Below are 21,657 nucleotides of genomic sequence, written 5' to 3'. Positions count from 1 at the left end.
TCAGGGGTGGGGGGTGCGTATGGTGGTAGATCGTTTGATCCCATTTGCCCGGCGCCGACACAGAAGAGCGCCGCGTGGCGCGTACTCTCCCTTGCCGTGGCTGACCGCATAGAGGCGGTCCATTGCGAAATCACGGAGTTGACGGGCGCGTGCCGAGACTCCGGAAGGTTTCGCATTTCGCATGTCCATTTCCAGTTCTGACCACGCCGTCCTGCCCGAGAACGAGATCGTCGAGTCCGTCGAGAACGTCGCCGTAGAGGCCGTCGCCGACATCGTCGAGCCCGTCCAGGTCCAGGACGTCACCGAGGCCGAAGCCCCCCAGGCCGACGCCTCCCAGGCCGACGCCCCCCAGGCCGAAGCCGACGCCGACGCCGACGCCGAGCCCGAGCTCACCTTCGCGGACCTCGGTCTGCCCGAGGGTGTCGTCCGCAAGCTCGCGCAGAACGGTGTGACCACCCCCTTCCCGATCCAGGCCGCGACCATCCCGGACGCCCTGGCCGGCAAGGACATCCTCGGCCGCGGCCGTACCGGCTCCGGCAAGACCCTCTCGTTCGGTCTGCCGATGCTGGCGACGCTGGCCGCCGAGGGCCGCACCGAGAAGAAGAAGCCCCGCGGCGTCATCCTCACGCCGACCCGTGAGCTCGCGATGCAGGTCGCGGACGCCCTCCAGCCCTACGGCGATGTGCTCGGCCTGAAGATGAAGGTCGTCTGCGGCGGTACGTCGATGGGCAACCAGATCTACGCCCTGGAGCGCGGCGTCGACATCCTCGTCGCCACCCCGGGCCGCCTGCGCGACATCATCAACCGCGGCGCCTGCTCGCTGGAGAACACCCAGATCGCCGTCCTCGACGAGGCCGACCAGATGTCGGACCTGGGCTTCCTGCCCGAGGTCACCGAGCTGCTCGACCAGGTCCCGTCCGGCGGCCAGCGCATGCTGTTCTCGGCCACGATGGAGAACGAGATCTCCACGCTGGTCAAGCGCTACCTGACCGACCCGGTGACGCACGAGGTCGACAGCGCCCAGGGCAACGTCACGACCATGACGCACCACATCCTGATCGTGAAGCCGCGCGACAAGGCGCCGGTCACCGCCGCCATCGCCGCGCGCAAGGGCCGCACGATCATCTTCGTCCGCACCCAGCTGGGCGCCGACCGCATCGCCGAGCAGCTCTGCGACTCCGGTGTGAAGGCCGACGCGCTGCACGGCGGCATGACGCAGGGTGCCCGCACCCGCGTCCTCGAGGACTTCAAGAAGGGCTACGTCAACGCCCTCGTCGCCACCGACGTCGCCGCCCGCGGCATCCACGTCGACGGCATCGACCTGGTCCTGAACGTGGACCCGGCCGGCGACCACAAGGACTACCTGCACCGCTCCGGCCGTACGGCCCGCGCGGGCCGCAGCGGCACGGTCGTATCGCTCTCGCTCCCGCACCAGCGCCGCCAGATCTTCCGCCTCATGGAGGACGCCGGCGTCGACGCCACCCGCCACATCATCAACGGCGGCGGCACCTTCGACCCGGAGGTCGCCGAGATCACCGGCGCCCGCTCCATGACCGAGGTGCAGGCCGACTCCGCGGGCAACGCCGCGACCCAGGCCGAGCGCGAGGTCAAGGACCTCACCAAGGACCTGGAGCGCGCCACGCGCCGCGCCGCCGAGCTGCGCGAGGAGGCCGACCGCCTCACCGCGCGTGCCGCCCGCGAGCGCGGTGACGACCCGGAGGTGGCGGTCGCCGAGGCAGCCGCCGCCGCGGAAGCGGTCGTCGAGGCCGCCGTGTCGGTGCCGGAGCAGCCGGCCCCCGCCGCCGAGCGTTCCTCCTCGTACGACAACCGTCGCCCGCAGCGCGACGAGCGCGGCAACTACGAGCGTGACCGCCGCAACGACCGCGGTGGCGACCGTGGCGGCTTCCGCCGCGACGACAACCGTGGTGGCGGCTTCAACCGTGACCGTCGTGACGACAACCGCGGTGGCGGCTTCAACCGTGACCGCCGTGACGACAACCGTGGCGGTGGCTTCAACCGCGACCGTCGCGAGGACAGCCGTGGTGGTGACCGTGGCGGCTTCCGCCGCGACGACAACCGCGGTGGCGGCTTCAACCGTGACCGTCGTGACGACAACCGTGGCGGTGGCTTCAACCGCGACCGTCGCGAGGACAGCCGTGGTGGCGACCGTGGCGGCTTCCGCCGCGACGACCGCCGTGACGACAACCGTGGTGGCGGCTTCCGCCGCGACGACCGTCCCTCGACCGGCTTCCGCCGTGACGACCGCCCGTCCGGCGGCCACCGCGGCAGCGACCGTCCGTTCAACCGCGACCGCCGCGACGACCGTCCGGCCGGTGGCGCCCACCGTCCCGGCGGCCACGACCGTCCGTCGTACAACCGCCGCGACGACCGCTCCGGCTCCGGCACGGGCTCGTTCGGCCGCCGTGACGACAAGCCGCGCTGGAAGCGCAACGGCTGACCGGTAGCCGTTCCGGCAGCACGATCCGCGTGACCGAAGGGCCCGCCCGACACACCAGTCGGGCGGGCCCTTCGGCGTAAACAGCGATACCCGATCGGATGTCGAGGCCCGTCCCGCTATGCTCGGGGGTGCACCGACGCGGACCGTTAGCTCAATTGGCAGAGCAGTGGACTTTTAATCCATTGGTTGTGGGTTCGAGTCCCACACGGTCTACAGCGAAAGCCCCCGGTCAGCCACAGGCTGGCCGGGGGCTTCGTGCTGGGCGTGGCGGGTCGGCGACTGCCGGAGCTGTGCGGCGTGCCGGTGCAGGTGTGCGTTCTCACGGCGGAGCGCCTCGGTCTACCGCCATGGAGGGAAGCTGCCCACACCTCGCGCGTTCAAGGCAGGTCGTCGTGGGCGGGTCCGGCGGGGGCGGGTCGGTCTTCGCCGCAGCACGGGCCGCACTCCAGGCGTGGCCGGCCGGGTTCGCCGCCGATGTTGTACGCCAAGCGCTGCTCGACGCCGCAGGTGCGCAGGTCGAATCCGCACCGGGCGCACAGGAGCCCCATCGCCGCGGCCTGTTCGGCCGTCCAGGTGGGCCACTCCGCGGCGAGGGACGGCAGGAGCTTCATCACCATGCCGGTGGGGCGCGCCTCGCAGTACGGGAAGGGGAAGCCGAAGTGCGCGTCGGGGATCTCGTCGATCTGCTGCCGGAGCTGCGGCATCCAGCGGACCAGCATGGGCAGGTCGGGGAAGGGGACGCGGACCTCCTGGCCCTTGCGGGGGCCGTCGTCGCGGCCTCGCGGCGGGCGGAACGCCACCACGATCGTGTGCGGCACCTTGAGGACGTCCAGGTCCCGGGAGAGCTCCGCCGCGGACAGCGTCCACGGGCCGGGCCGGTACTCGCGCCACAGCGCCAGACCGCCTCCGGTCAGCACGCTGTCGCTGCGTACCGCCGAACCGACTCGGCGCTGCGCGGCCTGTTCGTCCTCGGTTACCACCTGAGCCATGGGTGTACCTCCTGATCACACGTACGACTGCTACGACTGCGCGGTGACATGGCGGCGCTGGCGTCGTGGACGTGCCTGGAGGTGCGTTGCGGTACGGCGGGCGGGCGCTTTCGGGCACGCTCGGGCGTCGGGTCTCAACGGTCGCCTCCGGGGTCTGGGGAAGCCGGCGTCTGTGCGCCTGTGACCATCCTGCCCGCGGCGGCCGGGGGCCAGCCACCGCGACTCGGCCGCGTCTCGAATCGATCGGCCGAAGTCCGGCGTGTGACCTTGCGGCGGTGCTGTCGGGGCGGCCGTCAGGCGCGGCGGACCGCGGCGGCCTCGAACTCCAGCGTCACCGGCGCGGCGACGAAGAGCGTGTCCACGGGGTTGGCCTTGACGCCCCAGTCCTTGCGGTCGATCAGGGCGCTGCCCTTGAAGACGACCGTGACATCGCCCTGTGGGCCGTTCTCGCCGCCCGTCGACTCGACGTCCAGGGTGAGCGGCTTCGTCGTGCCGCGGATCGTCAGGTCGCCGGTCACCTTGTAGTGGGTGTCGTCGACGCGCCGCACCTCGGTCGAGGTGAAGGTGATGACGGGGTGGTTCCCGGTGTCCAGGAACTTGGCGCGCACCGGGTTGTCGCGGAACTTGTTGTGGCTCTGGAGGCTCTCCGATCGGATCGTGAGCCGGACGGTGGACCGGGCGGGGTCGGTCCCGTCCAGATGCGCGCTTCCCTCGAACTCCTCGAAGTGGCCGCGCACTTGGGGTCCGACCGCGTGCCGGGCGACGAACCCGATGCGGGTGCGGGCGGTGTCGAGGACGTACTCGCCGCTCAGCTGGCTGAGCTCGGTGATCGCTGACATTGCTGGTCACTCCCGGAGTCCGTCGCGACGTCGTGGGTTTCACGACGATACCGCCGTACGGCGGGGGTGTTCGGGCTGCTCCAGCGCCAAACCAGCCTGAGTCAAGTGGCGTTGGCGCGGGCGTGCTCCCGACCCGGGTGCGGAGGCGAGGGGCCGGGCCGTCATCGCCGTGGGCTCCGTCGCCCGAACGGACCAGTCCGGCCGTGCGCGGCCGGGCGGCGCGGGTGACGCTGGACTGCCGGTGGCCGTCCCAGGTCGGCGGTGCGGCGGGAGGTCCGGCCATGGCAGTTGTGGTTCGTCGGCGGCGACAGCGCGTTCTCGTACTGGTCGTGGCGCCGCTTCTCGTCGTCCTCGCCGCGGCCTGCGGCGGGGGCGGCTCCGGTGACGGGAGTACGCGTACCGCCGCCGCGCGGCCCCTCGATCTCGCGTTCACGCATCCCGGTGTGCTCGTCGGCAAGGAGCAGCTGGAGCGGGCGCGGGCCCGGGTGCGGGGGCGGGAGGAGCCGTGGTTCGCGGCGTTCGAGCAGATGCGGCACAGCAAGTACGCGGCCGACGACTACACCGCGAAGCCGTACGCCGTCGTGGAGTGCCCGCCCGACACCCGGCCCGGACGAGGGTGCGTCGAGGAGCGTGAGGACGCGCTGGCCGCGTACACGCACGCCCTGCTCTGGAACGTCACCGGTGAGCGCGCGCACGCCGAGAAGGCCGTACAGATCATGGACGCCTGGGCGAAGGTCATCACCCGGCACACCGAGGACAACGCGGGGCTGCAGACCGCCTGGGCCGCCTCGTCCTGGGCGCGTGCCGCCGAAGCCGTGCGCTACACGTACGACGGCTGGCCCGACGGGCAGCTCCTGCGCTTCGAGCGGATGCTGCGCAACGCCTATCTGCCCCAGGTCCGCGACGGCGCCGTCGCGCGCAACGGCAACTGGGACCTGGTCATGGCCGACGCCACCATGAGCATGGCCGTCTTCCTCGACGACCACGCCACGTTCGAGAAGGCCGTGCAGCACTTCAGGACGCGCGTGCCCGCGTACTTCTACCTGGAGTCCGACGGGAAGCTGCCCGTCTCCCCGGCGGGCAGCGGCATCGACACCGCCGCCGAGCTGAAGAAGTACTGGTTCGGGCAGGGCACGTACGCCGACGGGCTCTCCCAGGAGACGTGCCGCAACTTCAAGCACGCAAGCTACTCGCTCGCCGCCACCTCGCACCTGGCGGAGACCGCCCGGCACCAGGGCGTCGACCTGTACGGGGAGGTCAGGGACCGGCTCCGGGCGGCCTTCGAGTTCCACTCCAAGTACCAGCTGGGCGCGGCGGCGCCCGCCTGGCTGTGCGGCGGCAGGGTGCGGCGCGACATGGGACCCGACACGGAGGTCGGCCTCAGCCACCTGCGGGGACGGCTGAAGCTGGACATGCCGCAGACCGAGAAGTACACGCGGGAGCGGCGGCCCGAGGGGACGGATGGCCTCTTCGTCGCCTGGGAGACCCTCACGCACGCCGACAGCGCGTAAGTGGTTCGACGCACCCCTTCGGATGGCGTAGAGTTGTGTTTACCGACGCGGGGTGGAGCAGCTCGGTAGCTCGCTGGGCTCATAACCCAGAGGTCGCAGGTTCAAATCCTGTCCCCGCTACTGAAGGCCTGAGGCCGGGAAGCATCAGCTTCCCGGCCTCAGGTGTTTTTCCGTCCGTGACCGCTCCCCGTCCGTGACCGCTTCCCGGCCGTGACCGCTCCCCGTCCGTAACCCGGTCGGCCCACACCAAGTCGCACCCTCCCGCCGCTGCGGGAACCCTGAATGCAGCGCGGTGATGGGCGCGGAGTCGGCGGGAGACAAGCGGTGGGGCAGCGAGGAGAAGCCGACGAAAGGGGGGCCGGCGGGGCCACCGGGCCCGAGCGGGCGTTCGTCCGGGTCCTGCCGCTCCTGCTCCTCGTCGTCGGCGTCGTGTACGACGCGTCGACCCCGTCGGAGTTCACCGCGTCCCCCCTCTTCACCGCCGCACCCCTCATCGCCGCCCCCTTCTACTCGCGGCTCAGCACCGTCCTGACCGGCGTCGCCGCCACCGCCGCCGTCCTCTTCCTGCACTACGGCAGCACCATCAGCAGCCAGGTCGAGGCCGTCACCGAGGTGGTCACCGTGGTGACCGTCGCCGCGCTCGCCATCGTCATCAACCGTGTCGTGCGGCGCAGCAACGACCGGCTCGCCATCGCCCGCTCCATCTCCGAGGCCACCCAGCGCGCCGTGCTGCCCGAACCGGATCCGCGGATCGGCGGGCTCGACTTCGCGGCGCGGTACGAGGCGGCGCAGGCCGACGCGTTCATCGGGGGTGATTTGTACGCCGTACAGGACACCCCGCACGGCGTACGGCTCATCGTCGGCGACGTACGCGGAAAAGGCATGGGCGCCGTCGCGGCCGTCGCCGTCGTCATCGGCGCCTTCCGGGAGGCCGCCGAGCAGGAGGCCACCCTGGAGGCGGTCGCGCAGCGCCTGGAGCGGGCGCTCGCCCGCGAGGGCACCCGGCGCGACGGCCTTGACGCGTTCGAGGGGTTCACCACCGCGGTCCTCGCCGAGATCCGGCACGGCGAGGGCGCCGTACGGCTGGTGAACCGCGGGCACCCGCCGCCGCTGCTGCTGCGCGGCGACGGGCGGCTCTGCGTCCTGTCGGCGAGCGAACCCGCGCTGCCGCTCGGCATGGGCGACCTCGGGGCCTGGCCGGACCGCGCGGACGAGACGGAGCTCCCGCCCGGCGCGCTGCTGCTCTTCTACACGGACGGCCTCTCGGAGGCGCGCAACGCGGCGGGGGAGTTCTACGATCCCGCCGCCCGGCTCGGCGGGCGGATCTTCCCGGGCCGGAGCGGCCCGCACGCGCTCCTTGCCGCGCTCGCGGGGGAGGTGCGGCGGCACACCGGGGGTGGCATGACGGACGACATGGCGCTGCTCGCGGTGCGGCGCCCCACCGCGGGGGAACCGGACGGCACGACCGGAGCTCCGGGTGTCACGGCCGGTGATTGAAGTGCACCGCTCCGCATAACAACTGACGCTCTGTCAAGGGAATGTGAAGTTCCGGTGTTTAGTGATCTGGGGTCAACTCGCCCCGTTGCGCCCCTTCGTGTCCTGTTACGTACACCCGATGAGCGTTAACGATCAACCGGAACAGCTTGGAATACCGACCCGCTGTCTATTAACGTTCGATAACGCAGCGCGGTCGTCCCAGCCGTCACTAGAGACGGCTCCGCGCGCACGCGCCTAATCCCGCAAGGGAGCCGGGGAACCACCAACATGGGGTGAATCGGGCCTCTGCGCATCCGTGCACTCGTGCACCCGTGCCAGGTGTTCGTAGGAGACCTTCCTGCTCCGAACCCGTCAGCTAACCCGGTAGGCGAGAAGGAAGGAAAGGAGTGCGCCCCAGTGGCGTCCAACCGGCCTGCCCCCCAAGCCGTGTACGTTCCGAATGACGACGACTTCGGTTCGTACGACGAGAGCTCCTTCGAAGAGTGGAACCCCACCGAGGAGTCCGTCCGTCCCGTCCGCGGCAGGCACCGTGTGCACAAGAAGGGCGGCGGCGGACTCGCCCGCAGCTCCACCGTGCTCGGCGTGGGCGTCATCGCCGCCGTCGGCGCGGGCGGCATAGCCACCGCGCAGGACGGCAAGCCGCCGGTCTCCATATCGATGCCCGACCTGGGCGCGGTCACCGACTCGCTGCCCGAGGCCGAGTCGCTGCCGGGCGTGGGCTCGTTGATGTCCGACGACGCCGCCGCGGACACCACCGTCGCCGCCTCGGCCCCCCTCACCGCCGCGGGCGTCAGCACCGCCGACGCGGAGCAGGGCACCGCCGACGCGGGCGAGGCCCTGCGCGCCCGCATCATGCAGCAGGCCGAGAACCAGCAGAACCAGGCGGACAGCGCCGTGCGGACCGCGGCGGAGGACGCCGCCGTCAAGAAGGCCGCCGAAGAGGCGGCCGCGCAGCAGAAGGCCGCCGAGCAGGAGGCGGACGCCGAGGCCGCCGCCAAGAAGAAGAAGGCGGAGGAGGCCCGGAAGGCGAAGGCCGAGGCCGCGCGCCTGGCCAAGCTCGCCAAGAGCTTCGTCATCCCCACCTCCTCGTACACCCTCACCTCGCACTTCGGCGACGCGGGCTCCATGTGGTCCTCCGGCCACCACACCGGCCTGGACTTCGCGGCGCCCACGGGCACCCCGCTGAAGGCCGTGCACACCGGCACCGTCAAGGAGGCCGGCTGGGCGGGCGCGTACGGCTACCGCACCGTGCTCGAACTCGAGGACGGCACGGAGGTCTGGTACTGCCACCAGTCCTCGCTCAACGTCAGCGCGGGCCAGAAGGTCTCCACGGGTGACGTCATCGGCCGCGTCGGCGCGACCGGCAACGTCACGGGGCCGCACCTCCACATGGAGGTCCACACGCCGGGCGGCTCGGGGATCGACCCGCTCGGGTGGCTGCAGAGCAAGGGCCTCAATCCCTGATCGCGCTCTTGCGGGGTTCGGTCCGGCCGCGAGTTCGATGTGGCCTGCACGGAATTCCGTCTCCGGTGGGGGCGTTGAGGAGCACATGACTTCTCTTCGCCCACTCGGCTCCTCCGACCTCGAGGTCTTCCCGCTCTCCCTCGGCGGCAACGTCTTCGGCTGGACCGCGGACCGGGCGGCGTCCTTCGCCGTCCTCGACGCCTACACCGCGGCAGGCGGCAACTTCATCGACACCGCCGACGCGTACTCGGCCTGGGTCGACGGCAACAAGGGCGGCGAGTCCGAGACCCTCATCGGAGAGTGGCTCGCCGGGCGCGGCAACCGCTCCGACGTCGTCGTGGCCACCAAGGTCGGCTCCCACCCCGACTACAAGGGCCTGTCCGCCGCCACCATCAAGGGCGGCGCCGACGCGTCGCTGCGGCGCCTCGGCACGGACTACATCGACCTCTACTACACCCACTTCGACGACACGTCGGTGCCCGTGGAGGAGATCATCGGCGCGCTCGACGAGCTGGTGCGGGCGGGCAAGGTGCGGGCGATCGCCGCCTCCAACATCTCCCCCGAGCGGCTCCAGGAGTCCCTCGACGTCTCCGACCGCGAGGGCCTCGCGCGCTACGTCGCGCTGCAACCGCACTACAACCTCGTCTCCCGCGACACCTACGAGGGCCCCCTACAGGAAGTCGCCTCCCGTTCCGGCCTCGCGGCCGTCCCCTACTTCGGGCTCGCGGCGGGCTTCCTCACAGGCAAGTACCGCGCGGGCGCACACGTCGAGAGCGCGCGCAGCTCGGGGGTCGAGGCGTACGTGGGGACGGAGCGGGGCGATCGCGTACTCGCCGCCCTCGACGAGATCGCGCAGGAGCACGGGGCGCAGGTCCCGACCGTGGCCCTGGCCTGGCTCGCGGCACAGCCCACCGTGGCGGCGCCGATCGCCTCCGCGCGGACGGTGGAGCAGCTGCCGGCGCTGCTCGCGGTGGCGGATCTCGAGCTGACGGAGGCGGAGGTCGCGGCGCTGAACGCGGCGTCCGCGTAAGGGCAGGCTCAGGGGCTCTAGGGGCTCTAGGGGCGGTAGGGGTTGTACGTCGTGGTCGGGTAGCCGTAGGCCGGGTAGGGCTGCGGGGGCCCGTAGGGGAGCGGGGCGTGCGGAGGCCGGTCGCCGTACGTCCCGTACGGCGCGGGGGTTCCGTACGGCGCGGGTGTCCCGTACATGCCGTACGGCGGCGGTACGGGTGGCATGGCCGGTGCCGTCGCCTGTGCCGCGTACGCGAGGGCGGGGCGGGCCGGTTCGCGGCGCTCCCACAGCTTCTCGAGGAGTTCCCGCTCGCGTACGACGAAGTCGGCACCGGCCCGTCCGCGGCGGCCCCGGTGGCGCAGGAACGCGAGGGACGTCGCGTACATCTGGTACTCCGCGACCGTGCGGGCCGCGGGCTTGCCCCAGGTGTACGCGGCGTAGTCGCGGGCCAGCGAGCGGGCGCGCATCGAGCCGAGCGCGTACGGCTCGGGCGGGGTGAGCCAGCCCGCCGCCGCGTACACGGGCAGCTCGTCGCGGATCGTGCGCAGCTCGCGCTGGCGGGTCCAGATGGCGAGCCAGGTCAGCAGGCCGAACGCCGGGAGCATGAAGAGGGCGTACACGGTGAAGAACCCGAACTGCCCGAAGACCGCGGAGCCGTTCCACAGGGCGTGCATGCCCATCGCGAGGAGCAGCCCGGTGAGCGGGAGCAGCACGCGGCGCACCACCTGCCGCTCGGCCGAGAGCGCGGCGATGCCGAAGCCGATGCCGGTCAGGACCGTGAAGAGCGGGTGGGCGAACGGCGACATGACGACGCGTACGAAGAAGGTCGCCGCGGTCACGGAGGCGAGGCCGCTCTCGCGGCTGAGCTGGTCGGTGACGAAGGCGTTGCCCAGATAGAGGATGTTCTCGGTGAACGCGAACCCGGTCGCGGTCACCCCCGCTATGACGACGCCGTCGACGATCCCGGTGAAGTCGCGTCTGCGGAAGAGGAAGACGAGGAGCACGGCGGCGGCCTTCGCGCTCTCCTCGACGATCGGGGCTATGACCGTCGCGCCGAGGGTGTCGGCGCTGCCGGGGTCGGCGGTGGCGGTGGCTATCCAGCGGATCGCGAAGCTGTTCGCCACGATCGCGACGAGTGCGGCGGCGCAGGCGCCCCAGGAGAAGGAGAAGAGGAGGTTCCGCCAGGGGCCGGGTGCCACGCGGTCCAGCCAGCGGAACGCGGCGACGAGGAGCGGTACGGGCACGGTCGCGAGGCCGAGCCCGACGAGGAAGCCCTCGGTGCCGGTCTGCTCCCGTACGAGGGCGAGGATCACCAGGCCGGAAAGGGCGAGCAGCGTCACGAGCGCGGCGACGCGGATCGCGCGCCGCTGCCACCAGCGGACACGGAGGAGCTCCCTCGGGGCGGGCGCCTCGGGGGGTATCGGATACGGGGAACCGGTGGCCACGTGGTTGACCCTAACGAGGGATGGGGGTGGCCGCGACGGTGCCTCAGTCCTCGGCGGTCGCCGTGGCTGGGGGCGTGGTGGGGGCGACGCGTCGGAACAGCAGGTCGTGGACGACGTGGCCCTTGTCCAGGCCCTGGCCCTCGAAGCGGGTGCGGGGGCGGAAGTCGGGGCGCGGGGCGTAGCCGCCGTCGGGCTGCGTGTTCTCGAAGTCGGGGTGCGCGGTGAGCACCTCGAGCATCTGCCCGGCGTACGGCTCCCAGTCGGTCGCGCAGTGCAGCAGCGCGCCGGGCTTGAGGGAGGGCGCGGCGAGGGTCAGGAACTCGGGCTGGATGAGGCGGCGCTTGTGGTGGCGGGCCTTGGGCCAGGGGTCGGGGAAGTAGACGCGCAGCCCGTCGAGGCACTGGTCCGGCAGCATCTCCCGGAGCAGGATGATCGCGTCCCCGTTGGCCACGCGGACGTTGTCGAGGCCGGCGCGCTCGGCGAGGCCGAGGAGGTTGCCCTGGCCCGGGGTGTGCACGTCGACGGCGAGGATGCCGGTGTCCGGGTCGGCGGCGGCCATCTCGGCGGTGGCCTCACCCATGCCGAACCCGATCTCCAGGACGACGGGCAGGTCGGGGCGCGGCCCCTGCTCGTCGCCGAACAGCTCGGCGAGGTCGAGGGTGCGGAGTCCGTCGATGTCCAGGCCCCACGTGGGCCAGAGCCGCCGCAGGGCGTCCCCCTGGCTGGTGGTCACCCGGCTCCGCCGGGGCTGGAAACTACGGATCCGCCGCTCATGATGCGACCCGGCAGGATCGGGCGAGGGCCCCCCGGGAAACCGAGGAGCAGCGGTAACCCGCCCCCCACCCCGGGACGGGGCGACGTCGGCGGCATCGGGAGCATCGGCGTTACGAGATGAGTCAGACACAGTGCGCCAATTTTACGGCGAGGGGGACGGGGCTGCGGCCACCCAGCGTGGGGTGCGAGGAGGACTAGGTCGGGGGCGCGGGGAACTGCGCGCCCAGCCACACCCGACCGGCAGCCGCCGAGAGACGGGCGCCGGGGCAGAGCGTGGGGCGTGAGGAGGACTAGGTCAGGGGCGCGGGGAACTGCGCGATCAGCCCAGGGCGATCCGCGGTCGGAAAGAGGCGGGCGGGCCGGGGCCCACGCCGGGGCCGGGCCCGGAGAGGGAGGCCTCAGCCCCCCTCCGCCCCCCGCAACGCGCCCCGCACGCGACGAGCCACCTCCCGCCCAATCGGCAGAGACGCCGTCGCGGCCGGCGAGGGCGCGTTCAGGACGTGAACCGCCCGCGCCCCCTCCCGTATGAGGAAGTCGTCGACCAGCGTCCCGTCCCGAAGCACCGCCTGCGCCCGCACCCCCGCAGGCGCAGCCACAAGATCATCGGTCCGGACCGCCGGCAACAGCCTCCGCACCGCCTCGGTGAACGCGGACTTGGACGCGGACCGCCGCAGCTCCCCCGCCCCGTACCGCCAGTGGCGCCGCGCCATGTGCCAGGACCCGGGCCAGCCGATCGTCCCGGCGAGCTCGCGGGGCCGGACGACCGACCACCCGTACCCCTCCCGCGCCAGCGCCGGCACCGCGTTCGGCCCCACGTGGACGCCACCGTCGATCCCACGGGTGAGGTGGACGCCGAGGAAGGGGAACGCCGGATCGGGCACGGGATAGACGAGGCCCCGCACCAGCTCGGGCCTCGCCAGCTCGAAGTACTCCCCCCGGAACGGCACGATCCGCATGCCGGGGTCGTCCCCGGTGAGCCGCGCGATCCCGTCGCAGTGCAGCCCCGCGCAGTTCACGAGGACCTTGCCGCGCACGACGGTCCCGTCGGCGGTGAGGACGGCGACGCCCCGGTCGGCCCGGCGGTCGATCCGGACGACCTCGCCCCGGGCGCCGTACCGGATCTCCGCCCCGGACGCGTCGGCCAGGCGCGCCGCCACCGCGCTGTAGTCACATATCCCGGTCGTGCCCACGTGGATCGCGGCGAGCCCGCGGACCTCCGGTTCGTACTCGGTGATCTGCGCGGGCCCCAGCTCGCGCACCGGAATCCCGTTCTCCCTGCCGCGCTGGACCAGCGCGTGCAGGCGCGGCAGCTCGTCCCGCTCGGTCGCGACGATGAGCTTGCCGGTGACCTCGTGCGCGACGCCGTACTCCGCGCAGAACTTGACCATCTCGGCGGCGCCCCGCACCGCGTACCGCGCCTTGAGTGAGCCCGGGCGGTAGTAGATCCCGCTGTGGATCACCCCGCTGTTGCGGCCCGTCTGGTGCCGGGCTGGGCCCGCCTCCTTCTCCAGAACCGTGACCCGCGTGCCGGGAGTGCTGCGCGTGAGGGCATACGCCGTCGCGAGCCCGACGATTCCGCCGCCGATCACCAGCACGTCGCAGTCGTACGCGACCTTCTTCACCGCGCCTCACCTCCCACCACAGATACTGCCCTGCGCCACTGACAACGCCGCCAAACCTCGGACGCCGGATCCTTCCCACCCCTTAACCCGCGCCCACCCGAGCGTTCACCCGCACCCGCAACCCCGACCGTGAGCACGACCGGCCGTCCGACGGGACTACGCCGGAGCCACCAGCAGAGGCCGCGCCCGCTCCCGCAGCTCGACCACCCGCGGCTCGTCCCCGTACGGCTCTAGCCGGTGCAGCAGATCCTTCACGTACTCCGTGGTCCGCGCGGACGAGATCCGCCCGGCGACCTCCAGCGCCCGCGTCCCCTGCTCGCACGCCGCGTCGAGGTTCCCGGACTCCAGCTCGGCGACGGCCGACACCACGAGCCGTAAGCCGTGCGAGCGCACGAACTCCTCCGTGGGGCGGGACAGCGCCTGCTCCGTGAAGCGCCGCACCTGCCGCGGTGCCTTCAGGTCGCGGTAGCACTCGGCGGCGTCGGCGGCGAAGCGGTCGTACGAGTAGAAGCCGAGCCAGGACGGGTCGTTGTCACCGTCACGGGCCCGCTCCAGCCAGCCCTCGGCGGCCCGCAGCGCCGCCCCCGCGGCCTGCGCGTCGTTGGCACGCGCGTGTGCCCGTGCCTCGACGAGGCGGAAGAAGCTCATCGTGCGGGCGGTCGCGAGGCCACGGTTCCGTTCCAGCGCGGCCTGCGCGAGGTCGACCCCCTCGTCGCCGAAGCCCCGGTAGGTCGCCTGGAGGGACATGGACGCCAGGACGTACCCCCCGAGGGGGACGTCGGCGGCCGCACGCGCGAGGCGCAGTGCCTGGATGTAGTAGCGCTGCGCGGCTTCCTGCTGGCCCGTGTCGAAGGCCATCCAGCCGGCGAGGCGCGTCAGCTCGGCGGAGGCCCCGAAGAGGGCACGTCCGACCTCGTCGGAGTACGAGCCGAGCAGCAGCGGCGCCGCCTCGACCCGCAGGCACTCGGGGACCATCGAGGAGCGCCAGTCACCGCCGCCGTACTTGGAGTCCCAGCGGCGCGCGTCCTCGGCCGCCTCCCGCAGCTTCAGTACGTCGCTGTGGCCCACCTTCATCGGCGCGCCGCCGTCGTCGGTGTGCACGGTGTCGCGGGGCGCCTCACGCGTCACGTCACGCGCCACGGAGCTGTCCGCGGGGGTTATCAGCCAGCGCGACGCGGGCGTCGCGTAGGCGCTCACGGCGAAGGAGCCGGCCAGGGACTGCCAGATGCCGCCGCCGCCCGCGCGCCGGCCCGCCAGATCGAGGCGGTACAGCTCGGTCGCGGACTTCACCGCCGCCCCCACGTCGCGCGGGAAGGCGAGGCCCACCTCCGGCGCGGGGTCGGCGTCCGCGAGGCCGATCTCGTGCAGGGGCACCGGGCGGCCGAGCTTCTGCCCGATGGCCGCCGCGATCAGGTGGGGGGCGGCGCCCTGCGGCACCATGCCCTTGGACACCCACCGGGCCACCGATGTCTTGTCGTAACGGAGCGTCAACCCGCGTTGGGCGCCGAGGTCGTTGACCCGGCGCGCGAGTCCCGCATTGCTGATTCCCGCGAGGGCGAGAACGGTGCCGAGTTTTTCGTTCGGCCCGCGTTGCTCCCTGGACATGCGCCACCCCTCGACACAGACGGCTGCCGGGCAGTGGCTGGACCGCGCACGGCATTCGTGCCGCGTTCCCCGGGGGCGGTGGCCGGAAAGTCGGCCGCAAGAGCGTTTGGCCGATCCTCCAGGTATATGCCTCCGCGAAAACAACAGCACACACAGCGTAGTTCGCCGCATCCCAAGCGTTAAGAGGCCCAGTTCCGGATGGCGAGATTGTTGTCCGTACGTAGGTGCTTCGGCGGCGATGTGTGCTCCCGCCGTGTGGCCGTGCGCCTGTGTGTGCGCTCTTCTCCGGCCATGGCGACGGGACTTCCATTGGCGATGCGTGGGTCGGCCCGCTGCGCTGGAGTCAGTGGGCTGGGGGACACCGCCGCCTCCATCCCCGCGGGCGGCGGACCGGTCCGGGAGGCGAACACCGCCTCCCGGGCTGTGTGTTGCCTCCGAACGGTTCTTTCCCTGGGCCGCGCCAGGCCGATTTGGCCGAAAAGCACCCGTGTACAGAAACCGGCATAACGCCCACAACGGCGGTGTGCGCATGTGTCCGAGCGCGGTGTGCGCCCGCGTTCGGGTCCGGCGCACGCCTGCGCCCTGATGCGTCACAGGCGCACACCTGTGACGACTGGACGCGCCGAGCGCACAAGCTCGCACACGCCGTGCGCAGGGAGTGCGCGGGGCCGCCCGGGCGCTCCCTGGGCCCTCCCTGGAGCCTCAACAAGAAGCAGGGCACCGTTCTGCTCTCAACTACCGCCCACCTGGGGCGCATTCCAGGGGGCGCAAGCCGTCCCGCAGCCCTTCCCGCACGCCTCCTTCGTGGCAGCATGGGTCCCCAGTTCTTCGGTGTACTGGTCGGCCGTGCCCGGCGGCACTTCGCCGACGGCCCGTCCACAGCCTGTGGAGGCAGCGATGCGGTGGTTGGTGGGGTGGAGCAGTACCGCCGCGAGATCCTCGGCGGTGGGCTCGGCCGGAGCCACCGGTGACGACGGCCAGACCGTCCACCCCGTGGGTTCCCAGCTCCTCTGGGGTGATCCGGATCCGCTCTGGGCGGTCGGCGACTGGCGGGCCGACGAAGTACGCACAGTGACGGCCGACGAGCAGACCCGCATGGCGGTCCTCGGCACCTGCGGAGCCTCCGACGAGGAGCTCAGGGTCGGCCTCCTCGCCGCCCGCGGCGGCGCCCTGCGCCACCTGACCGCCTGGTCCGGCAGTTACACGGCCGTCGTGCAGGTCGGCCGCCGCGTCATGATCGCGGGCGACCTCGCCGGGGCCCGCCCCGTCTTCTACACCCCCTGGGCCGACGGCACGGCCTACGGAACGGCGGCCCTGCCGCTCGCCGACCTCATCGAGGCCCACCTGGACATCGGCCACCTCGCTGCGCTGCTCGCCGCCCCCGACGTCCCCGAAGCGCTGCACGACTCGACGCCGTACCAGGGCGTGCGGCGCGTACCCCCAGGACACGCACTGATCCTGCGCACGGGCGCGAGGGAGATCGCCGGATACGAACCGGTGGCCTCGCTGGCGGTCGCCGCGGCCCCCACCGACCCCGACAGCGCGGTGGACGGCGTACGCGAAGCCCTCATCGACGCCGTACGCGCCCGCCTCACCGCACCCCGCCACGTACCCGGCACGGACATAGACCCCGGCCCGGTGCCCGGCATGGGGCCCGCCGAACGGCGCGCGGCCCGCGGCATGCCGGTGCCCGGCATCGGAGCCGACCTCTCCGGAGGCCCCGCCTCGGGAACCCTCGCCCTCCTTGCGGCCGGTCTGCCCGGGATGCCCGGCACGGTGCTCGGCCACGGCACCGGCGCGGGGGAGCGGCTCCTCGCCGTCACCTTCAACGACCTGGCCGTCAACGGCAGGGAGGCCGAACTGGAGCGGGCCGGCGCCATCGCCGCCAACCCGCGCCTGCACCACGTGGTCGTCGCGGGGGGCGAGGACGCCCTGCCCTACGCCGACCTCGAAGGGCCCCTGACGGACGAGCCGAGCGCCGTCCTCGTGGCCGCCCAGCGCCACCGCGCCCGGCTCACCTCGGGCAGCGCCGACCACTTCACCGGCCACGGCGCCCGGCAGGTCCTCGACGCCCACCCGGCCCGCCTCGCCGACCTCCTGATGGACCGCAAACGACGCCACATGGTGCGCCCCGTGGCGGCGCTGGCGAAGGCGGACGGCTCGGTGATGGTCCCCGCGCGCGTGTACGGCGCCGCCCGCAAGCTCGCCCGCATGCCGCACCGCGCGGGCGTCGACTCGCTCGCCGAGCGCCTGTTGCAGCGCCGCTTCGACGAACCCGGCGGAGCCGTGGGGGCATCGCTCGCCGCCCTGGCGTGGGCGAGGCCCGGACCCGCCGCGCGCTGGCTGACCGGCGAGGCACTCGCTGAAGTATCGGTTCGCCTCCAGGACACCACCATGCGTCCCGGCGGCCCTGGGCAGCGGCCCGGCGAGTTCCGCGCGCGGGCGGCCCTCGCCCGGCACGCCGCGGACCTCCGCGTCCTGGAACAGGCCGCCGAGGTCCGCTTCCAGCGCCTGCACGCCCCTTTCCTGGACAACCAGGTGGTCCGCGCCTGCCGGGCGCTCCCCGAAGCGCTGCGCGTACAGCCCGGAGCGCGGGCCTCGATCCTGCGCACCGTCCTGGAGGGCGCCGGAGTCGCCGAACTGCCCTCCGGCTGGGGCGCCCCCTCCCACGCCTCGAACGCGGCGGCCGCCCGCACCGGTCTCCGCATGGCCGTCGACGACCTCATCGCGCTCTTCGACACCCCGCTCCTCGCCCAGGCGGGGCTCGTCGAGGCCCGCGTGGTCCGCAAGGCCCTGCGCTCGGCCGCCGAAGGGGAACCGCTTCCGCTGGACGGCCTGGCCGATTTGGTCTCCACCGAACTGTGGCTCAGGCGCCTGCTGTCGCGAAGAGGAACGTGCTGGACGGGGACTCCAGCACGGCAACGAGCTGTTCCTACGGGGAGTGTGGTGCCGCAGAGGGGAGCCCTAGGAGCGGGGCGCTAACGAGCCCGGCGACGCGCGCCCGAAAAGAAAGCACGCGCCCCCGCGCGCCGGGGCGGGGAGAATGACGTGGTGCGGTACCGAATCCTGGGCGCCACCGAGGCGTACGACGACCAAGGCGCCCCTCTGTCCGTAGGGGGCCAGCGGCTGCGTGCCCTGCTCGCCGCCCTCGCGCTCCAGGCGAACCGCACGGCGACCGTCGGCGCGCTCATCGACGAGGTCTGGGCCGACGACCCGCCGGCCGACGCGCCCGCCGCCCTCCAGGCCCTGGTCGGCCGCCTGCGCCGGGCCGTCGGCAAGGACGCCGTCGTGTCCGCCCCCGGCGGCTACCGCCTCGCGGTCACCCCCGACGACGTCGACCTGCACCGTTTCGAGCGCCTCGCGCGCGAGGGCAGGGCGGCGCTGGACCGCGGCGCCCCTGCCCTGGCCGCCCGCACCCTGCGCGACGCGCTCGCCCTGTGGCGCGGCCCCGCCCTCGCCGACCTGCCCGACCGCGCCACCGCGGCGCGCCCCGAGGCACACCGCACGGAGGCCGTCCGCGCACGCATCGAGGCGGACCTCGCCCTCGACCGCGCCCCCGAGGTCGTACCGGAACTGCGGGAACTGACCTCCGCCCAGCCCTACGACGAGACACTGCGCGCCCTGCTGATCCGCGCCCTGCGCGACGCCGGCCGCGGAGCCGACGCCCTCGCCGCGTACGAGGAAGCGCGCCGCGCCCTCGCCGACGGCCTCGGCACCGACCCGGGCCCGGAACTGCGCGCGCTCCACGCCGAACTGCTCACGGGCCCGGAACAGCCCCGGCAGGAACCGGCGAGTCAGGGACAGCGGCAGCCCCAAGGAGAACCGGCGCAGCAACTGTCAGAGACACGACATCCTTCAGAGACACGACATCCTTCAGAGGCACGACATCCGGCAGAAACGCGACACCCGCCGACGACACAACACCCGCCAGAGAGACAACAACAGGCGCCGCAACCCCAGCGCGCGGGACGAACCGACCAGACCGGCAACATCCGCGCCCGCCTGACGTCTTTCGTCGGCCGGGAACCCGAACTCGACGCCATCCGTTCAGACTTGCGCAGGGCCCGCCTCGTCACCCTCATCGGACCGGGCGGCTCCGGCAAGACCCGCCTCGCCGAGGAAGCCGCCGCCGGGCATCCGCAGGCATGGCTGGCCGAGCTCGCCCCGCTCGACCACCCAGAGGCGGTGCCCGGCGCTGTCGTCAGCGCGCTCGACCTGCGCGAGACCATCCTGATGACCAGCGAACTGACCACCTCGCAGGACGACCCGGTCGCCCTGCTCGTCGAGTACTGCGCCCCGCGCAGCCTGCTCCTGCTCCTCGACAACTGCGAACACGTGATCGGCGCCGCCGCCGAGCTCGCCGAGACCCTCCTCACCCACTGCCCGGGCCTCACCATCCTCGCCACCAGCCGCGAACCCCTTGGCGTGCCGGGCGAAGCGGTCCGCCCCGTGGAGCCGCTCCCGCCCGACCCGGCACACCGCCTGTTCACCGAGCGGGCCGTCGCGGTGCGGCCCGGCTTCGACGCGGCGGCCGACGCCGAGGCCGTCGCCGAGATCTGCCGCCGTCTCGACGGCCTGCCGCTCGCCATCGAACTGGCCGCCGCCCGCCTGCGGCTGCTCACCCCGCGCCAGATCGCCGACCGCCTCGACGACCGCTTCCGCCTCCTCACCAGCGGCAGCCGCACGGTCCTGCCCCGCCAGCAGACCCTGCGGGCCGTCGTCGACTGGTCCTGGGACCTCCTCGACGAGGCCGAGCGGGCCGTGCTGCGCGAGGCGTCCGTCTTCGCGGGCAGCTGGGACCTCCCGGCCGCCGAAGCCGTGTGCACCGCGCCCGCCACCGACCTGATCGGCGCCCTCGTCGACAAGTCCCTGGTGGTCGCCGTGCCGTCCCCGGGCCCCGTCGGCGGCATGCGGTACCGCCTCCTGGAGACCATCCACGAGTACGCGACCGAGCGCGCCGCCGAGACACCCGCCCTGCTCGCCGCCGCCGAGGCCCGCCACTCGGCGTACTTCCGGGAGCTCGTCGCCCGCGCCGAGCCCCTGCTCCGCTCCGCGGAGCAACTGCCGTGGATCAGCCGCCTGGAGACGGACCTCGACAACATCCGGGCCGCACTGCAGCGCACCGCCGCGGAGGGTGACGTGGCGGGCGCGATCGACATGGCGCTGAACACCGGCTGGTTCTGGTGGCTGCGCAACTACCGCAGGGAGGGCGCCGACTGGATGGCCCGCGTCCTGGAGCTCGCGCCACCCGGCCTCCCCGCCGAGGACGACCCGCTCTACTGGCCGTGGATGCGGCTCAAGCTGCTGCACCTGTGCCTGGTCGCGGAGTCCAGGCCCGCGGACTCGCCCGCCCATAACGAGGAGTGGGCCGACACGGCGCTCGTCGAGGGCCTGCGCGCCGCCTTCTCGCAGCCCCTGCCCGAGACGGCGCGCTTCCCCGGACTGCTCTGGCCGTTCTCCGTCTTCTTCACCGGCGGCACCCACGAGGACGCGCTCGTCCCGCTCAACCGGACGGTCGAGAACTGCCGTCGGTACGGCGAGGACTGGGACCTCGGCGTCATCCTCATGTTCCGCACGCACATGGCCGTCGACATGCCGGGCAACCTCTCCGGCGTCGACGAGGACCTGGCGGAGCTGCGGGAGCTGAGCCGCCGGGTCGGCGACCGCTGGATGCGCGCCCAGGTGAGCAGCGCGGCGGGCGAGGCGGCCATGGCCCGCAGCAACCACGAGGAGGCCCGCGTCGAGTACGAGGAAGCGCTGCGCCTCGCCCATGAAGTGGGCGCTTTCGCGGAGTCCTCGTTCCTGCTCGCCCGGCTCGCCGAGGTCGCCTACCGCGAGGGCGACCGGGACATGGCGACGAAGGTGCTCGACGAGGCACGCCGGGAGGCCGATCGGTACGGGGTGACGGACTCACGTGCCTTCGTACGCCTCCTCGGGGCACTGATCGCCCTGGACGAGGGGGACATCGACACGGCCCGCGCGCTGTGCGAGGCATCGCGGGCCGAGTCCGAGTTCGGCACGCCGCCCCCGCAGTTCAGCGTCGCCCTGAGCGCCATGGAGTCCCGGGTCGCCGCCGCCGAGTCCGGTCCCGCCAGGGGGCTGCCCATCGTCACCGGCGCGGTGCGCGAAGCCGTGGAGTCCCGGTGCTCCGAAGTGATCGTGGCGTCACTGGTGGACGGTGCCGCGGTGCTGCTCAGCGACCTCGGTGAGCACGCCCGCGCGGCCCGGGCCCTCACCGCCGCCACCGGCCTGCGCAACGGCAATCCGCGGCCCCACCCGGAGGACGCGCAGGCGGACCGCGTGGAGCGCGCGGCCCTGACGGCGCTCGGCCCGCAGGCGTACGAGCGGGAGCGCGCCGCGGGCAGCGCGCTGACGACGGACGAACTGCTGACGGAGCTGGAATGCGCGACCGCGGCCGTCGGAGACATGAGTGCCTGAACAGGC

At 72.8% G+C, this 21,657-nt stretch carries 13 protein-coding genes, 2 tRNA genes and 1 riboswitch; of the genes, 9 read left to right on the top strand and 6 right to left on the bottom strand.

All coding sequences use genetic code 11. The features are described from left to right. Positions 1 to 181 precede the first annotated feature (181 nt). Both NOO62_RS19075 and NOO62_RS19070 read left to right on the top strand, forming a co-directional pair. Entirely contained in the window at positions 182 to 2,458 is a 2,277-nt protein-coding gene (locus tag NOO62_RS19075; RefSeq protein WP_268772098.1) for a DEAD/DEAH box helicase, read from the top strand. A gap of 140 nt (positions 2,459 to 2,598) precedes the next feature. After that, positions 2,599 to 2,671: transfer RNA gene (locus tag NOO62_RS19070), tRNA-Lys, on the top strand. A 164-nt stretch (positions 2,672 to 2,835) separates the two neighbouring features. Here NOO62_RS19070 and NOO62_RS19065 read toward each other — a convergent pair. Together NOO62_RS19065 and NOO62_RS19060 are read right to left on the bottom strand one after the other, a co-directional pair. Continuing rightward, on the bottom strand, positions 2,836 to 3,447 hold the full coding sequence (locus tag NOO62_RS19065) for a hypothetical protein (protein ID WP_268772097.1): 612 nt from the start codon (positions 3,445 to 3,447) through the stop codon (positions 2,836 to 2,838). Between the two features lie 293 nt (positions 3,448 to 3,740). After that, on the bottom strand, positions 3,741 to 4,286 hold the full coding sequence (locus NOO62_RS19060) for a YceI family protein (protein ID WP_268772096.1): 546 nt from the start codon (positions 4,284 to 4,286) through the stop codon (positions 3,741 to 3,743). Positions 4,287 to 4,567: 281 nt separating this feature from the next. Here NOO62_RS19060 and NOO62_RS19055 point away from each other — a divergent pair, with 281 nt between their 5' ends. The 5 genes from NOO62_RS19055 (at position 4,568) to NOO62_RS19035 (ending at position 9,788) form a co-directional block, all read left to right on the top strand. Further along, positions 4,568 to 5,797: an alginate lyase family protein gene (locus tag NOO62_RS19055; protein WP_268772095.1), complete on the top strand. Its 1,230-nt coding sequence runs from the start codon at positions 4,568 to 4,570 to the stop codon at positions 5,795 to 5,797. 46 nt (positions 5,798 to 5,843) lie between these two features. Continuing rightward, a tRNA-Met gene (locus NOO62_RS19050) sits at positions 5,844 to 5,917 on the top strand. A gap of 162 nt (positions 5,918 to 6,079) precedes the next feature. After that, entirely contained in the window at positions 6,080 to 7,294 is a 1,215-nt protein-coding gene (locus tag NOO62_RS19045) for a PP2C family protein-serine/threonine phosphatase (protein ID WP_414930856.1), read from the top strand. 221 nt (positions 7,295 to 7,515) lie between these two features. Then, positions 7,516 to 7,679: riboswitch (cyclic di-AMP (ydaO/yuaA leader) on the top strand. Positions 7,680 to 7,690: 11 nt separating this feature from the next. Then, positions 7,691 to 8,758 (top strand): M23 family metallopeptidase, encoded by a 1,068-nt coding sequence (locus NOO62_RS19040; protein WP_268772093.1) that lies wholly within the window; start codon positions 7,691 to 7,693, stop codon positions 8,756 to 8,758. A gap of 85 nt (positions 8,759 to 8,843) precedes the next feature. Then, entirely contained in the window at positions 8,844 to 9,788 is a 945-nt protein-coding gene (locus tag NOO62_RS19035; protein WP_268772092.1) for an aldo/keto reductase, read from the top strand. Positions 9,789 to 9,814: 26 nt separating this feature from the next. Here NOO62_RS19035 and NOO62_RS19030 read toward each other — a convergent pair whose 3' ends face one another. The 4 genes from NOO62_RS19030 to NOO62_RS19015 form a co-directional block, all read right to left on the bottom strand. Continuing rightward, positions 9,815 to 11,212 carry a PrsW family glutamic-type intramembrane protease gene (locus tag NOO62_RS19030; RefSeq protein WP_414930855.1) on the bottom strand — a complete coding sequence of 466 codons (1,398 nt, stop codon included), beginning with the start codon at positions 11,210 to 11,212 and terminating at the stop codon, positions 9,815 to 9,817. Between the two features lie 43 nt (positions 11,213 to 11,255). Further along, a complete protein-coding gene (trmB, locus tag NOO62_RS19025; protein WP_268772091.1) occupies positions 11,256 to 12,116 on the bottom strand; it encodes a tRNA (guanosine(46)-N7)-methyltransferase TrmB in 861 nt (286 codons plus the stop codon). A gap of 268 nt (positions 12,117 to 12,384) precedes the next feature. Then, complete coding sequence (gene lhgO, locus NOO62_RS19020) at positions 12,385 to 13,608, bottom strand: L-2-hydroxyglutarate oxidase (protein ID WP_268772090.1); 1,224 nt, start codon at positions 13,606 to 13,608, stop codon at positions 12,385 to 12,387. Positions 13,609 to 13,764: 156 nt separating this feature from the next. Next, positions 13,765 to 15,213, bottom strand: a complete 1,449-nt coding sequence (locus NOO62_RS19015; RefSeq protein ID WP_268772089.1) for an MFS transporter — start codon at positions 15,211 to 15,213, stop codon at positions 13,765 to 13,767. An 897-nt stretch (positions 15,214 to 16,110) separates the two neighbouring features. On the opposite strand from NOO62_RS19015, the gene NOO62_RS19010 reads away from it, so the two are divergent. After that, complete coding sequence (locus tag NOO62_RS19010) at positions 16,111 to 18,195, top strand: asparagine synthase-related protein (RefSeq protein WP_268772088.1); 2,085 nt, start codon at positions 16,111 to 16,113, stop codon at positions 18,193 to 18,195. Positions 18,196 to 18,264: 69 nt separating this feature from the next. Beyond that, complete coding sequence (locus NOO62_RS19005) at positions 18,265 to 21,651, top strand: AfsR/SARP family transcriptional regulator (protein ID WP_268775690.1); 3,387 nt, start codon at positions 18,265 to 18,267, stop codon at positions 21,649 to 21,651. The last annotated feature ends 6 nt before the right edge of the window (positions 21,652 to 21,657 follow it).

Origin of the sequence: Streptomyces sp. Je 1-369, assembly GCF_026810505.1 — a bacterium.
Classification (GTDB): domain Bacteria; phylum Actinomycetota; class Actinomycetes; order Streptomycetales; family Streptomycetaceae; genus Streptomyces.
This window is presented reverse-complemented; position numbering and strand designations above follow the sequence as displayed.

Coding starts and splice junctions, on each gene's coding strand:
- NOO62_RS19015 (WP_268772089.1), bottom strand. CDS start 15,213: ATGTCCAGGGAGCAACGCGGGCCGAACGAAAAACTCGGCACCGTTCTC.
- NOO62_RS19075 (WP_268772098.1), top strand. CDS start 182: ATGTCCATTTCCAGTTCTGACCACGCCGTCCTGCCCGAGAACGAGATC.
- NOO62_RS19035 (WP_268772092.1), top strand. CDS start 8,844: ATGACTTCTCTTCGCCCACTCGGCTCCTCCGACCTCGAGGTCTTCCCG.
- NOO62_RS19045 (WP_414930856.1), top strand. CDS start 6,080: ATGCAGCGCGGTGATGGGCGCGGAGTCGGCGGGAGACAAGCGGTGGGG.
- NOO62_RS19060 (WP_268772096.1), bottom strand. CDS start 4,286: ATGTCAGCGATCACCGAGCTCAGCCAGCTGAGCGGCGAGTACGTCCTC.
- NOO62_RS19010 (WP_268772088.1), top strand. CDS start 16,111: ATGCGGTGGTTGGTGGGGTGGAGCAGTACCGCCGCGAGATCCTCGGCG.
- NOO62_RS19055 (WP_268772095.1), top strand. CDS start 4,568: ATGGCAGTTGTGGTTCGTCGGCGGCGACAGCGCGTTCTCGTACTGGTC.
- NOO62_RS19065 (WP_268772097.1), bottom strand. CDS start 3,447: ATGGCTCAGGTGGTAACCGAGGACGAACAGGCCGCGCAGCGCCGAGTC.